The organism is Caballeronia sp. ATUFL_M2_KS44, assembly GCF_023630965.1.
In the GTDB taxonomy this organism is placed as follows: domain Bacteria; phylum Pseudomonadota; class Gammaproteobacteria; order Burkholderiales; family Burkholderiaceae; genus Caballeronia; species Caballeronia concitans.
Genome location: NZ_JALQEA010000067.1, coordinates 151,688 through 165,942, shown reverse-complemented (window position 1 = coordinate 165,942; position 14,255 = coordinate 151,688). Strand labels below are relative to the sequence as shown.

Sequence of the window (14,255 nt, the reverse complement as noted above, 5' to 3'; positions counted from 1 at the left end):
GAGCGCGGCGGATACGTCCGCTGCGTTCATCGAGCGCGACGCCCTCCCGTTGTGCAAACGCACATGGCCGCCGCAAGGCCAAACGCGCCGCGCGGCGCATAATCAGCATGCACTCGAAGCACGCAAGGCCCTAGTGAAGCGCCAAGCCTCGGGAGGACATCATGCTGGTCAGGAACGAAGCGCGAGTCGAACACCTCATCAACGATCTCCTGGACTTCGCACGCGGGCGATTGCCCGAGCCGGCCTTCCAGGTCATCGAGCCGCTGCTGCGCTATTACTACGAACAGGTCGATGTCGAAGACATAGCGAGCCGCGATGTCGCCGATCTCTACGGCGCCGCCATGGCGCACTGGCAGACGGCGCAGAAGTTCGTGCGCGGGCGCGAGGTGCTGCGCGTCTATAACCCGAATCTGGAGCAGCACGGCTGGCATTCGGATCACACGATCGTCGAAATCGTCAACGACGACATGCCGTTCCTCGTCGATTCGGTGACGATGGAGCTGAACCGCCTCGGCCTCGCGCTGCATTCGGCGATTCATCCGGTGTTCCGCGTGTGGCGTTCGGCCAAGGGCGCGCATGCGGGCGAGATCGAGCGCATCGGGCAAGGCCACGCCGAAGCGGGCGACGGCAACTCCGAACTCGAATCGTTCATTCATTTCGAAGTGGATCGATGCAGCGACGCCGAGCGCCTCGACGAAGTGCGCGACAACATCGCGCGCGTACTGGGCGACGTGCGCGCGGCGGTCGAAGACTGGCCGAAGGTAATCGACGCCGCGCGCGCCGCCATCGGAGAACTCAAAACGCGCGATACCACGCCCGATGGCATCGAATCGCGCGCGTTCCTCGAATGGATGGTCGCGGACCATTTCACCTTCCTCGGCAGCCGCGATTACGATCTCGTCGAACACGAAGGCGGCTTTGCGCTGCGCGGCGTGGCCGGTTCGGGAACCGGCATCCTGCGCGAGGATTTGCGCCAGACGCCGCCCGGCGATCTCACGCCGCTGCCTGCGGGCGCGGCCTCGATCATCGAAAGCGCGGCGCCGATCTTTCTGACCAAGGCCAATTCGCGCGCCACGGTGCATCGGCCGGGCTATCTCGACTACGTGGGCGTGAAGCGCACGTCGCCGGACGGCAAGGTGACGGGCGAGCGGCGCTTTCTCGGGCTGTACACCTCGACCGCGTATCTCGTGCCGACATCGGAAATACCGATCGTGCGGCGCAAGTGCGCGAACATCGTGCGGCGCGCGGGCTTCCTCGAAAAAGGCCATCTGGCGAAATCGCTGATCACGGTGCTGGAGCAATATCCGCGCGACGAACTCTTTCAGGCCGACGAAGACGTGCTCTTCGAAATCGCGCTCGGCGTGCTGCGCTTGCAGGAACATCAACGCACGCGCCTCTTCGTGCGCCGCGACCGCTTCGACCGCTTCGTGTCCTGTCTCGTCTTCGTGCCGCGCGACAAGTTCAACACCGATCTGCGCCGGCGCATCAGCAAGGTGTTGATGGACGCGTTCAACGGCAAGAGCATCGAGTTCACGCCGCTGCTGTCCGAGTCGCCGCTCGCGCGCATTCATATCGTCGTGCGCGCGGATCGCGGCACCATGCCCGAAGTCGATACGCGCGAACTCGAAACGCGCATCGTGCAGGTCGCACGACGCTGGCAGGACGATCTCGCCGATGCGCTCATCGACAGTCACGGCGAAGAAGCGGGCAATCGCCTGCTGCAACGCTACGCCGATTCGTTCCCGGCGGGTTATCGCGAGGATTATCCGGCGCGCACGGCGGTGCGCGACATCGAATTGATCGAGGCGGCGCACGCGCGGCCCGGCGGCTTGGCGATGAGTCTGTATCGCCCGATCGAAGCGGGACGGCGCGCGTTTCGCTTCAAGGTGTATCGCGCGGGCGATCCGATCGCGCTGTCGCACAGCCTGCCGATGCTCGAACATCTCGGCGTGCGCGTGGACGAGGAGCGGCCGTATCTGATCGAGCCGACCGGCGCGCCGAACGCCTGGATTCACGACTTCGGCCTCGAATTGCAGGACGACGTCGATTTCGATATCGACCGCGTGAAGCCGCTGTTCGAGAACGCGTTCGCGAGCGTGTGGTCGGGCGAGATCGAGAACGACGATTTCAACCGGCTCGTGCTGCGCGCGGAATTCGGCTCGCGCGACGTGACCATCATGCGCGCGTACGCGAAGTATCTGCGCCAGGTCGGCTCCACGTTCAGCGATGCGTATATCGAACGCGCGCTGATCGGCAATCCGCTGATTGCGAAGAAGCTGCTGCAATTGTTCACGATGCGTTTCGATCCTGCGCGCGGCGGGTCCGCCGAAGATCGCGACAAGGCTGCCGAACGCGTGCTCGCGGACATCGAAGCGGCGCTCGATCAGGTGCCGAATCTCGACGAGGACCGCATCCTGCGGCAGTTCTTGGGCGTTATCACGGCGACGGTGCGCACGAATCATTTTCATCGCGATTCGAACGGCCAGCCGCGTCCGTATGTGTCGTTCAAGCTCGATCCGTCGAAAGTGCCGGGCCTGCCCGAACCCAAGCCGATGTTCGAAATCTGGGTCTATGCGCCGCGCGTGGAAGGCGTGCATCTGCGCGGCGGACGCGTGGCGCGCGGCGGACTGCGCTGGTCGGACAGACGCGAGGATTTCCGCACGGAAGTGCTCGGCCTGATGAAAGCGCAGATGGTGAAGAACACGGTGATCGTGCCGGTGGGATCGAAAGGCGGCTTCGTCGTGAAGAATCCGCCGCCCATGACGGACCGCGAAGCGTTTCTCGCCGAAGGCGTCGCGTGCTATCGCATGTTCCTGCGCGGCCTGCTCGACGTGACCGACAACCGCACGCCCGACGGCATCGTGCCGCCGCCGGATGTCGTGCGCCACGATCCCGACGATCCGTATCTCGTGGTCGCCGCCGACAAGGGCACGGCCACGTTCTCCGACTACGCGAACGCGATCGCGCATGAATACGGCTTCTGGCTCGACGATGCGTTCGCGTCCGGCGGTTCGGTGGGCTACGACCACAAGAAGATGGGCATCACCGCGCGCGGCGCGTGGGAGTCGGTGAAGCGCCACTTCCGCGAGATGAACTTCGATACGCAGACCACCGACTTCACCGTGGTCGGCATAGGCGACATGTCCGGCGACGTGTTCGGCAACGGCATGCTGCTCTCGCGTCATATCAAACTGATCGCGGCGTTCGATCATCGGCATGTGTTTCTCGATCCGACGCCCGATGCCGCGACGAGCTTCGAGGAACGCGCACGCCTCTTCGCGTTGCCGCGTTCCAGCTGGGCCGATTACGATGCCGCGCTGATATCGACGGGCGGCGGCGTGTATCCGCGCACCGCGAAGTCCATTCCGGTGTCGCCGCAAGTGCAGGCGGCGCTGGGCATCAACGCATCCGTGCTCGCGCCGAACGAGCTGATTCGCGCGATCCTGCTCGCACAAGCCGACTTGCTTTATAACGGCGGCGTCGGCACGTACGTGAAGTCGAGCGCGGAGACGCATCAGCAAGTCGGAGACCGCACGAACGACGGCGTGCGCGTCAACGGCGCAGAGCTGCGCGTGAAGGTCGTCGCGGAAGGCGGCAATCTCGGCCTGACGCAACTGGGGCGCATCGAGTTCGCGCAGCACGGCGGGCGCATCAACACGGATGCAATCGATAATTCCGCAGGCGTCGACTGTTCGGATCACGAGGTCAACATCAAGATCCTGCTCGGCCTCGTGCTCGCGGACGGCGAGATGACCGAGAAGCAACGCAACGCGCTGCTCGCCGAGATGACCGATGAAGTCGGCCTCCTCGTGCTGAAAGACAACTACGCGCAGACGCAGGCGCTTTCCATTGCGAAGCGCCATGTCGCCGAAACGCTCGACGCCGAAGCGCGCATGATGCGCTTTCTCGAACGCGCGGGGCGGCTCAAGCGGCGCATCGAGTTTCTGCCGAACGACGACGAGATCGCCGAGCGCGCGGCGGCGAAGTCGGGGCTGACATCGCCCGAACGCGCGGTGCTGCTCGCCTACGGAAAGATGTGGCTCTACGACGAACTGCTCGAATCCGACGTGCCGGAAGACGCGCTCGTCGCCGGCATGCTGCCCGATTACTTCCCGAAGCCCTTGCAGCAACGCCATAGCCAGGCGATGCAGCGGCATCCGCTCAAGCGCGAGATTCTCGCGACGCATCTGACCAATGCGCTGGTGAATCGCGTGGGCTGCACGTTCGTGCATCGGCTGATGGAGGAAACGGATGCGCGCCCGAGCGATATCGTGCGCGCCGCGCTGATGTCGCGCGACGTCTTCGATCTCGACGACCTGTGGCGCTGCATCGACGCGCTGGACAACATCGTCGCGGACGAAGTGCAGGCCCGCATGTTCGTCGATGTCGTGCGCCTGCTCGATGAAACATCGCTGTGGTTCCTGCGGCAACCCAAGCGCGGCAGCGCAAGCGCGCAGGAAGCGAAGGGCCTGCTCGCGCGTTGCCGCGAGGCGGCGCAGCGGCTCACGCCGCAATTGCCGGCGCTTCTGCCTGCGGCGCAACTCGACGCATGGTATGCGCGTCGGCGCGAGCTGGAGGATGCGGGCGTCGAAAGCGGCATCGCGGCGCGCGTGGCGAGCGGCGAAATCGCGACGGCGGTGCTGGACAGCGCGGAAGTCGCGGCATGCTCCGGGCGCAGCCTGGAGCTTGTGGCGAGCGTGTACTTCGGCATCGGCACGTTGCTGGATTATCGCGGCATCGCGGAGCGCGCGATGGCGCTGCCGATCTCGACGCACTGGGACTTGCTGGCGCGCGCGGCGGCGCTCGAAGAACTGGCGCGTCTCAAGCGCGCGCTGACGGTGAATGCGCTCGAAGAATCGCGCGGCATCGATGCAGCGGACGTGATCGTCGAAAGCTGGCGCGCCAGGCGGCAAGATGCGCTCGATCGCTATACGCGCCTGCTCGCGGAACTGCGCGCGAGCGGCGCTGCGAGTCTTTCGATGCTGCTGGTGGTGGTGCGCGAGATGGCGGTGCTGGAACGGGCGTAGGCTCGCCCGCGCGATCCGTGCGGGACGCGAAGATCGGCATGGGCGCGTATCGCTTGCCCGCATCGATCGGACTTGACGGCAAACAGGAGTGAAGACGGTTCATCGGCGCGATGCACGAGCGGAATGCATGCATCGCGCCATGACAGCGTTCTTTTGAAGAGATCCGAGAGATCGTTCTGACCGTGGCGATCCCGCTGACTAACGGTAGCCGAAGAACGCGACTTTCCTCCCCTCAAAGCTCTCTTGCACGCCTTGCTCGCAGTTCGGCGGACACGACACCTTACCGTCCGCGCTCGCCCCGCCTGCGGTAACAGCCCGATACACGACCGATTCGACGAGCGTGCCTTCGCTCGCCACGACGATGTTGAGGTCCGTCTCGACGCCGGCAGGCACCGCTCCGCCCGCTTCATAAACGATTCGCATGGTGCCGGTGCAGTCGGGGTTCACGGCATAAGTGCCGCTCTGAAAAGGATTGAATGTCGTCTTTCCTCCTTTCGGCAATCCGCCGATCACGCCGAAGTCGGTACGCGAAAAATGACCCATGCCGTCGAATGTCACCAGTGCGACGTCATCGAGGATGGATGGAGCCGCGTACGGATGCACCTGACCATCTGTGCCGATGAGTCCGAGAATCTCTCCGTGACCGATGAAAGCGAACGGACCTCTTAGTGTTTCGTTCGAACAATGCCCGCCTGCCTGCGCGACATCACTGAACGCGAGAAGCGCAACGACTGCTGCCGACGCAATGCTTACATGCCTGGTGTTCATGGTCGTCTCCTTGCCAGCGAATCGAGTGCGCGACATGGGGACCTCCGGGCGGGTTGCTGCCCGGCTCTCCGGCACCCGACCCGGATTGAAAGCGGCGAGGCGGCAATGCAGCTCGACTGCCGCCGCGTGACTGAGCGAATGCGAGAGGGTGATGACCGTCAGAAAGCCCGCGTTTTATGCAGTGCGAGACGAGAAACAAGCGTGCAGGCCATGACGAACGGCGAAACGCTTTCGCCAGGCAGTCGGTTGTGGCCTGGCGTTGGCGGACGCGCGCAGAAGGGCTGCACGAACGTCCGTCGAGATTGACTTGATAGGTCTGCTATGCATGAAGGTCGCATAGCTAAGACAGTGTAATTCACGAAATCCGAAGGTCCAAATGGAGTCGCGCGAGCCTCGTGATGACATGCTGCCGTTGATCGGCGATATACAGCGCGCGCTGATGAAACGCAGCGGCGCGTTTCAAACGCCGGATTCAGTGAACGTGGACTACCGCGTTAAAGACAAGCGCCATGACCAGACCGACCACGGCCACGATGGATTGAACCACCGAGATCGTCTTGGTGGCTTCGCCCATGGTCATGCCGAACGATTCCTTGACCATCCAGAAGCCGGCGTGGTTCGCATAGTTGAAGAACAGCGACCCGCAACCGACGGACAAGGCCAGCAAGGGCAAGTTGAGGCTGGGATCGGCGCCGGCCAGCGGGGCCAGCAAACCCGCCGCGCCCACGATGCCCACGGTGGCCGACCCTGTCGAGACCGAGAGCAACATGGCGATGAGCCATCCAAGGATCAGCGGGGGAAAGGCGAAGTGCTGCGTCAGATGCACGATGGCCTCGCCCACCTTCGCACTCGTCAGCATTTCCTGGAAGGCGCCGCCACCGGCAATGATCATGATGATGGACGCAATCGGCTTGAGACTGGTGCCGAGCGCGTGACGCAGCCGCTCGGCATCGCCGCCGCGCGCGAGAACCAACGCCACAACGGCGAACAGGACGCCCAGCAACATGGCGATCAGCGGATTGCCGAGGAAACTCGCGATGTGCAGCATCGGTGCGCCCTTCGGCAGCACCATCTCCGCGACAGCATGAACCAGCATCAGGAGTGCGGGCAGCAAGGCCGCGAGCACGCCGAGACCGACGCCAGGCCGCGGGCCGCTATCGGCCTGTTCGACGACGGTGAATTGATCGAGCAGGTTCTGGTCGGGTCTCGTGGTCATGCGCGGCGCAATGAGTGCGCCATAGAGCGGACCGCCGAGAATCATCGCGGGAATGGCTGCAAGAAAGCCGTACAGCATGGTGGGACCGACCGAAGTCTTGAGCGTGGCGATCGCTGTCAAAGGACCCGGATGCGGCGGCACCATGCCATGCATGGCGGCAAGCGCCGAAATCACCGGCACCCCGACGTACACATAGGCCGAGCCCTTGAAGCGCGCGTGGCTTTCCAGCTTGCGCGCCACACTGAAGATAAGCGGCAGCATGACGACGAGCCCCACTTCGAAGAACATCGGAATGCCCACGACAAAGGCCACGAGCGTCATGGCCCAGGGAATCATCCGGTCCGAGGCGCGCTTTAGAATGGCCTCGGCAATTTGCTCGGTGATACCCGCATCGGCGAGGATCTTGCCGAGCATCGCACCGAGCGCGATGACCACTCCCACCGCGCCCAACGTCTTGCCCGCGCCGTTGGTCAGGTGCTTGACGATACTGCCCGGCTCCATGCCGGTCGCGAAGCCCACGCCAATGGATACGACGAGCAAGGCGAGCAGCGGATGCATCTTGATGCGCGACACGATGAGCGCGACGAGCACCAACACGCTGATCAGCGCGGTCAGCAACAAATCAATATCTAGAGTGGTCATGAAAGGTATCTTTGGTTTGAATACTTTGCTGCGGGTATTTGTCGATGCGTTGCCGCCTAGTCATCGAACATGTAGAGGCGCGCCGGCGTGTCCGCCAAAACGACGTCACGCTCCTTGTCGTCCGGAACGAGCGCGTTCAACAGTTCAAGCGATCTCGCGAATCGATCGGAAGTTTCGAACTGCGTATGAGGCCAGTCACTTCCCCACATGAGTCGATGCACGCCGAAGGCGTCCTTCAAGAGATCGAATGCCTTGCGGGCTTCATCGTCAGCCACGCGATTGCCCGGCCAGTTCCGATATGCGCCGGACACCTTCACCCAGACGCGCTTTGATGCACCGAATTCGAGAAGGCGTCGAAAGCCGGGATCGCTCGCACCGAGAGCAGGATCGGGCCTGCCGAAATGATCGACGACGACATTGACGCCCGCATCCAGAAGCGCCACGACGATGCCGTTGAGCCTCGCTGCTTCCGCGTGCACTTCGACGTGCCATCCGAGTTCGCGAACATGAGCCAGCGTGCGGGCGCTTATCCAGTGGTCGAGCGGGTGATCGGCATGTCCGATCAGATTCAGCCGGATTCCCGCGATGCCCGCTTCGGCCATGTCAGTCAGCAAGTCCGGCCCGCAATCGCGCGCGATCACGGCGACGCCACGCAGCCTGTCACGCGCGCCACTCAACGCATGCAGCAGATAGCTGCAATCGGTGCCGAGAAAGCTGGGCTGCACGAGCACGCCGCGCGCTATCTGGTGCGCATCGAGTTGCGCGAGGTATGCATCGAGCGGCGCATCGTAATCCGGCGCATATCGGCGATGCTGCGCAAGCGGAAGACCGCGCCTGAAAACATGAGCATGCGTATCGATACGACGCGCGTCGTTCCGACTGCTCGCGTCCGTCACCGACTCAGAGAGCATTGAACAATTTCTCCATCAATGATTGCGCCCGGCCGCAAACCAAGGGCCGCTCGGTCAATGCCTTCGAGCGTGAGCAAGCGGGCTCGCGTCCGCCGTATCGGGGGCAGCTTCGCCTAGCACGCGGCCTCTTGTCTCGGGCAGCATCAGCACGGACAGCACGACGATTGCGTAAGCCACGCCTGCATCGATGCCGATTGCCGTTCCAAGCGACATATTCGCGGACATATGCCCGACCAGCACCGGAAATCCCGCTGATACGACGCGACCGAAGTTGTAGCAGAACCCGACACCCGTGCCGCGCATTCCGCGCGGATACAGTTCGTTGAACAGCGCGCCCATGCTTGCCGGAATGCCCGCCGCGAAAAAACCCAACGGGAAGCCGAAGAACAGCATCGCGGTATTGCCGAGCGGAAGAAACAGGTACGCGACCACCGTTATCACGCAGCAGATCGCGAATGTGAGGATGGTTTTACGACGACCGATACGATCGAGCAACTGCGCGCTCACGAGGCATCCGCAAAAGAACGCGACGATCACGACAGCGAGATAACCGCCGGTACTCAGCACGGAAAGATGGCGCTCGCTCTTTAGAAACGTGGGCAGCCAGGTCATGAGCGCGTAGTAACCGCCGTGCGCGCCGACGCCCAGCAGCGCGCCGATCAACGTCATGCGGAGCATGCCCGCCGAAAAGATGCCGGTCACCGCATCCGTCGCCGTCTCAGCGCGACGCGCGCGCGCCGATTGCGCCGATTGCGCCGATTGCGCCGATTGCGCCGATTGCGCCGATTGCGCCGACGGGTTCGGTTCCTGCACGCCGCGTCGAACGTAAAGAATGAGAAGCGCGGGAACGATGCCGATTGCGAACATCACGCGCCATGCCGTGGCCGCGGGCATCAGGGAAAACATCAGCGCATAGAGCAGCACGGCTGCGCCCCAGCCGACGGACCACGCGCTCTGCACACTGCCCATTGCCTTGCCGCGATGCTCGTTGCGGATGGTCTCGGCCATCAGCACGGCGCCTGCGGCCCATTCACCGCCGAAGCCGAAACCCTGCAACGTCTTCAGCACGAGAAACTGCGGATAGTTCTGCGCGAACGCGCACAGGAAGGTAAAGACGGAAAAGCACGCGACCGTCCATTGAAGCGTTCTGACGCGCCCGAAGCGGTCCGACAGCATGCCGGCGATCCATCCGCCCAACGCCGATGCAACCAGCGTGACGCCGCTGACCAGTCCCGCTTGCGTGCGGCTGATCGACCACTCGGCGATGATCGCCGGAATCACGAGGCTGAACATCTGAACGTCGAGCGAATCGAGCGCCCATCCGCCGAAGCACGCCCAGAACGTCCGGCGTTCATTGCCCGAAATTTCCCTGAACCAGTTGAACATGCCGTCTCCGCGTCGCGGTTTTATATTCGAATCGAGTGTTTCCGTTAGCGTTCGATAGCTAGCGGATCTCCGCTTGATAGATGAATTCACTGGCGGGACCGCGCGAACGGCGCCATTCGAGCGGCTGGCGATCGTAGCCGAATGCGAGACGTTCGATGACGACGGCCGGCGTACCCGGTTCGATGTTCAAGAGCCTCGCATGCCGCGCGCCGATGGCTTCGACGGTGAGCGTTTCCGTGGCGGACGCCACGATCTGATTGCACTGCGTCTCGTACACCGGATAAAGAAGATCACCGACTTCGTTCAGGTCCATCTTCGCGAACGCCGCGAATCGTGCGTAGGGCAGCCAGATTTCTTCGGCGAGCATCGGAACGCCGTCGATCAGCCGCAGACGCGACATCTGAATCACGCGCGCCGTGCGCGATATCTGCAGTGTCGCGGCGACCGCCGACGGCGCGTCGACCACTTCGCGCCGCAGTATGCGGCTCTCCGGAATGCGCCGTTCGCCTTGCCGCGTCTGGAAGCGAAAGAAGCGAAACAGAGAAGCGTCGAAGTTCGCGCGGCGCACGAACGTCCCTCTTCCCTGAAAGCGCTCGAGCAGCCCTTCCGCGACGAGCAGATCGACGGCCTTTCTCACCGTGCCGACGGCCAGACCGTAGCTTTGGGAAAGCGCTTGTTCGGTGGGAATCGCTTCGCCCGGACGCCAATGACGAGCCGCGATCAGGGCGACCATTTCATCTCGCAGGCGCTGATAACGGGGTAAGCGGCCATCGGCCTGCATGATCGTCTCTCCATCGAATTCATATATATGATTACATGTTTTCGTTCGAAATGGATGGGGGATAACCCTGCCGACGCGACGCATCGTTTATCGCGCATCGCGTGTGCACGCACGTTCGAATCGCTTGCGAAGGCAGCATCGGCGCCTATGATTCAAACGGCATGCGAGCACGCGGTTTTCTTCGATGGGGGCCTCGATGGATGCATTCACCTCCGGCGAATGGCGACAGTTTCATCGGGACGGTCACTTGCACCAGGCATCGGCGCGCGCAACCTTGTATCACGTCGTGATATTTTTTCAAACGTTTGAAAAGCGTGCCAATCGGACGTTGCGCCTCGTTTGCTCGTGAAGAACGACTGCGGCGTGTTAAATCCACTCGATGATGTGCGGCGCGCGACATATGCGCAGGTCCATTTTCACGCATCTGAACGAAATCAGAACGTCCGTGAGTTTCTTGCAGACATCTGACATTCCTCACGCCGGGCTTTCGCAACGAATAAAGGCATCGGCGCGGCACGCGCGTTGCGTCACGGTGTGACATATCTGTGGCTTGTCCGCAGTTCTCATCGAAGCGTTCGAGGAGCAAACCATGTCCACCACCGTCGGCGACTTTCTGGTCGACCGTCTCCACGCCTGGGGCGTGCGTCGCATTTATGGCTATCCCGGCGACGGCATCAACGGCATCTTGGGCGCGTTGAATCGCGCGAAGGGCAAGATCGAATTCATTCAGGCGCGGCACGAGGAAATGGCCGCGTTCATGGCTTCCGCGCATGCCAAGTTCACCGGCGAACTCGGGGTATGCCTCGCGACATCCGGCCCCGGTGCCGCGCATTTGCTTACCGGTCTTTACGATGCGCGGCTCGATCACATGCCCGTGCTCGCCATCGCGGGTCAACAGGCGCGTGCCGCGCTCGGCGGACATTACCAGCAGGAAGTCGATTTGCAGTCGATGTTCAAGGACGTCGCCGGCGCTTTCGTGGAACAGGCGAGCGTGCCGGCGCAGATCCGGCATCTCGTCGATCGCGCGATCCGCACGGCGATAGGCGAACGCAGGGTCGCGGCGCTGATTCTGCCGAACGATCTGCAGGATCTCGAATACGAAGCGCCCGCGCGCAAGCACGGCACGCTGCATTCGGGCGTGGGTTTCAGCGCGCCCAAAGTCGTGCCTTATGCCGATGATCTTCAACGCGCCGCCGATGTGCTCAACGCGGGCAAGAAGGTCGCAATTCTCGTCGGCGCGGGCGCGCTTCAGGCAACCGATGAAGTGATCGCCGTGGCCGACAAGCTCGGCGCGGGCGTCGCGAAAGCGCTGCTCGGCAAGGCCGCGTTGCCCGACGATCTCCCGTATGTGACAGGTTCGATCGGCCTGCTCGGCACCGAGCCGAGCTACAAGCTGATGACCGAATGCGACACGCTGCTGATGATCGGCTCGGGCTTTCCTTACTCCGAGTTTCTGCCGAAGGAAGGACAGGCGCGCGGCGTGCAGATCGATATCAAGCCGGACATGCTGTCCATCCGCTATCCGATGGAAGTGAATCTCGTCGGCGATAGCGCCGAGACCTTGCGCGCGCTGCTGCCGCTGCTGCAACAGAAGAGCGATCACGCATGGCGCAAGGACATCGAAGGCTGGATGGGCGACTGGTGGAAGAAGCTCGAAAAACGCGCGCTGGAGCCTGCGCAAAGCGGCGTGAATCCGCAGCGCACCGTATGGGAACTGTCGCCGCGCGTGCCGTCGAATGCCATCGTCACGAGCGATTCAGGATCGTGCGCCAACTGGTACGCGCGCGATCTCAAAGTAAAACGCGGCATGATGTGCTCTTTATCGGGCGGTCTCGCATCGATGGGCGCGGCGGTGCCGTATGCGATTGCCGCCAAGTTCGCGCATCCCGAGCGGCCCGTGATCGCGCTCGTCGGCGATGGCGCGATGCAGATGAACAACATGGCCGAACTCATCACCGTCGCGAAGTATTGGAAGCAATGGTCCGATCCGCGATGGATCTGCATGGTGCTCAACAACGAAGACCTGAACCAGGTCACGTGGGAGCAGCGCGTGATGAACGGCGATCCGAAGTTCGAGGCATCGCAGGAGATTCCGTCGGTGCCGTATCACCGGTTCGCGGAGATGATCGGCTTGCGCGGCTTCTATGTCGACGATGCCGAGCGCATGGCGGCCGTATGGGACGAAGCGCTGGCGTCGGATCGGCCTGTCGTGATCGAAGTGAAAGCCGATCCTAACGTGCCGCCGCTGCCGCCGCACATCACGCTGCAACAGGCGAAGGCGTTCGCGACTACACTTTTCGAGGGCGATCCCAACGAAGGCAACGTGATCGTCGATACCGCGAAGCAAGTGCTCGGCGCCGTCCTGCCGGGGCACAAAGACAAATGAACGAAGCCGCGCCATGCATCTGACCAAACGCGAAGCGCCGGTCGAAGCCGTTCGGGCGCGCGCCTACACCATTCCGACCGACCGTCCCGAAGCCGACGGCACTTACGCCTGGACGTCCACGACGCTCGTCGTCGCGGAAGTCACGGCGGCGGGCAAGACGGGCATCGGCTATACGTACAACGACGCAGTCACCGCGCGCTTCATCGAATCGACGCTCGCGCCGACGCTCATCGACGAAGACGCCTGGCATATCGATGCGCTCTGGATGCGCATGCAGCAGCACGTGCGAAACATCGGCCGCTCGGGCATCGCCGCGTGCGCGATATCGGCGCTCGATTGCGCGCTGTGGGACGTCAAGGCGCGGCTGCTCGACATACCGCTTGCGCGTCTGCTCGGCGCGGTGCGCAGCCGCGTGCCGCTCTATGGCAGCGGCGGTTTCACGACGTATACGGACGACGAAATCCGCGACCAGCTTACGAGCTGGGTGCATGAAGACGGATGCCGCTGGGTCAAGATCAAGATCGGCACGGAGCCGTCGCGCGATCCGCATCGCGTGGCCGTCGCGCGCGAAGCGATCGGCGATGACGCGGGCCTCTTTGTCGATGCCAACGGCGCGCTCGATCGCAAGCAGGCGCTCTTCTACGCGCAACGGTTCGCGCAGTACGGCGTCGAGTGGTTCGAGGAGCCGGTGTCGTCGGACGATATCGCGGGCCTTGCATCGTTGCGCGACGCGCTGCCCGCGCATATCGAACTGGCCGCGGGCGAGTACGGCTTCACGATCGACGACTTCCGCGCGCTGCTCGCGAACGAAGCCGTCGATGTGCTTCAGGCCGACGTCACGCGCTGCGGCGGCATCACGGGCTTCCTGCGCGCGGCGACGCTGTGCGACGCGTTTCATGTGCCGCTGTCGGCGCACTGCGCGCCCGCGCTGCATCTGCATGTGGCCTGCGCCGCGCCGCGTCTGCGGCATCAGGAATGGTTTCACGATCACGTCCGCATCGAGTCGATGCTCTTCGACGGCGCACCGCATGCGCGCGACGGCGCGATCTCGCCGGACTGGTCGAGGCCCGGTTGCGGCCTCGATTTCAGGCATGCGGATGCGCATCGGTATGCGGTCTGACACGCGCGGAAAATCGAA

8 protein-coding genes are annotated in these 14,255 nt (G+C 63.2%); 3 read left to right on the top strand and 5 right to left on the bottom strand.

Going from position 1 to position 14,255, the window contains the following annotated elements:
* Positions 1-161 precede the first annotated feature (161 nt).
* Positions 162-5,027: an NAD-glutamate dehydrogenase gene (locus NCR39_RS28385; protein WP_250456117.1), complete on the top strand. Its 4,866-nt coding sequence runs from the start codon at positions 162-164 to the stop codon at positions 5,025-5,027.
* Between the two features lie 198 nt (positions 5,028-5,225).
* Here NCR39_RS28385 and NCR39_RS28380 read toward each other — a convergent pair whose 3' ends face one another.
* The 5 genes from NCR39_RS28380 to NCR39_RS28360 all read right to left on the bottom strand — a co-directional run bounded on the left by NCR39_RS28380 (position 5,226) and on the right by NCR39_RS28360 (position 10,731).
* Complete coding sequence (locus NCR39_RS28380; protein WP_250456116.1) at positions 5,226-5,795, bottom strand: hypothetical protein; 570 nt, start codon at positions 5,793-5,795, stop codon at positions 5,226-5,228.
* A gap of 472 nt (positions 5,796-6,267) precedes the next feature.
* Positions 6,268-7,653 carry a GntP family permease gene (locus tag NCR39_RS28375; RefSeq protein WP_250456115.1) on the bottom strand — a complete coding sequence of 462 codons (1,386 nt, stop codon included), beginning with the start codon at positions 7,651-7,653 and terminating at the stop codon, positions 6,268-6,270.
* Positions 7,654-7,709: 56 nt separating this feature from the next.
* Positions 7,710-8,564 carry an amidohydrolase family protein gene (locus NCR39_RS28370; protein ID WP_250456114.1) on the bottom strand — a complete coding sequence of 285 codons (855 nt, stop codon included), beginning with the start codon at positions 8,562-8,564 and terminating at the stop codon, positions 7,710-7,712.
* 54 nt (positions 8,565-8,618) lie between these two features.
* Positions 8,619-9,950, bottom strand: coding sequence for an MFS transporter (locus tag NCR39_RS28365; protein WP_250456113.1), 1,332 nt, complete (start codon positions 9,948-9,950; stop codon positions 8,619-8,621).
* A gap of 58 nt (positions 9,951-10,008) precedes the next feature.
* The gene (locus tag NCR39_RS28360) at positions 10,009-10,731 is read right to left on the bottom strand and encodes a GntR family transcriptional regulator (protein ID WP_250456112.1); all 723 of its coding nucleotides are present in this window, start codon (positions 10,729-10,731) and stop codon (positions 10,009-10,011) included.
* 589 nt (positions 10,732-11,320) lie between these two features.
* Here NCR39_RS28360 and NCR39_RS28355 point away from each other — a divergent pair.
* The gene (locus NCR39_RS28355) at positions 11,321-13,117 is read left to right on the top strand and encodes a thiamine pyrophosphate-requiring protein (protein WP_250456111.1); all 1,797 of its coding nucleotides are present in this window, start codon (positions 11,321-11,323) and stop codon (positions 13,115-13,117) included.
* Positions 13,118-13,130: 13 nt separating this feature from the next.
* Positions 13,131-14,237 (top strand): enolase C-terminal domain-like protein, encoded by a 1,107-nt coding sequence (locus tag NCR39_RS28350; RefSeq protein WP_250456110.1) that lies wholly within the window; start codon positions 13,131-13,133, stop codon positions 14,235-14,237.
* The last annotated feature ends 18 nt before the right edge of the window (positions 14,238-14,255 follow it).

Coding starts and splice junctions, on each gene's coding strand:
- NCR39_RS28385 (WP_250456117.1), top strand. CDS start 162: ATGCTGGTCAGGAACGAAGCGCGAGTCGAACACCTCATCAACGATCTC.
- NCR39_RS28380 (WP_250456116.1), bottom strand. CDS start 5,795: ATGAACACCAGGCATGTAAGCATTGCGTCGGCAGCAGTCGTTGCGCTT.
- NCR39_RS28375 (WP_250456115.1), bottom strand. CDS start 7,653: ATGACCACTCTAGATATTGATTTGTTGCTGACCGCGCTGATCAGCGTG.
- NCR39_RS28370 (WP_250456114.1), bottom strand. CDS start 8,564: ATGCTCTCTGAGTCGGTGACGGACGCGAGCAGTCGGAACGACGCGCGT.
- NCR39_RS28365 (WP_250456113.1), bottom strand. CDS start 9,950: ATGTTCAACTGGTTCAGGGAAATTTCGGGCAATGAACGCCGGACGTTC.
- NCR39_RS28360 (WP_250456112.1), bottom strand. CDS start 10,731: ATGCAGGCCGATGGCCGCTTACCCCGTTATCAGCGCCTGCGAGATGAA.
- NCR39_RS28355 (WP_250456111.1), top strand. CDS start 11,321: ATGTCCACCACCGTCGGCGACTTTCTGGTCGACCGTCTCCACGCCTGG.
- NCR39_RS28350 (WP_250456110.1), top strand. CDS start 13,131: ATGCATCTGACCAAACGCGAAGCGCCGGTCGAAGCCGTTCGGGCGCGC.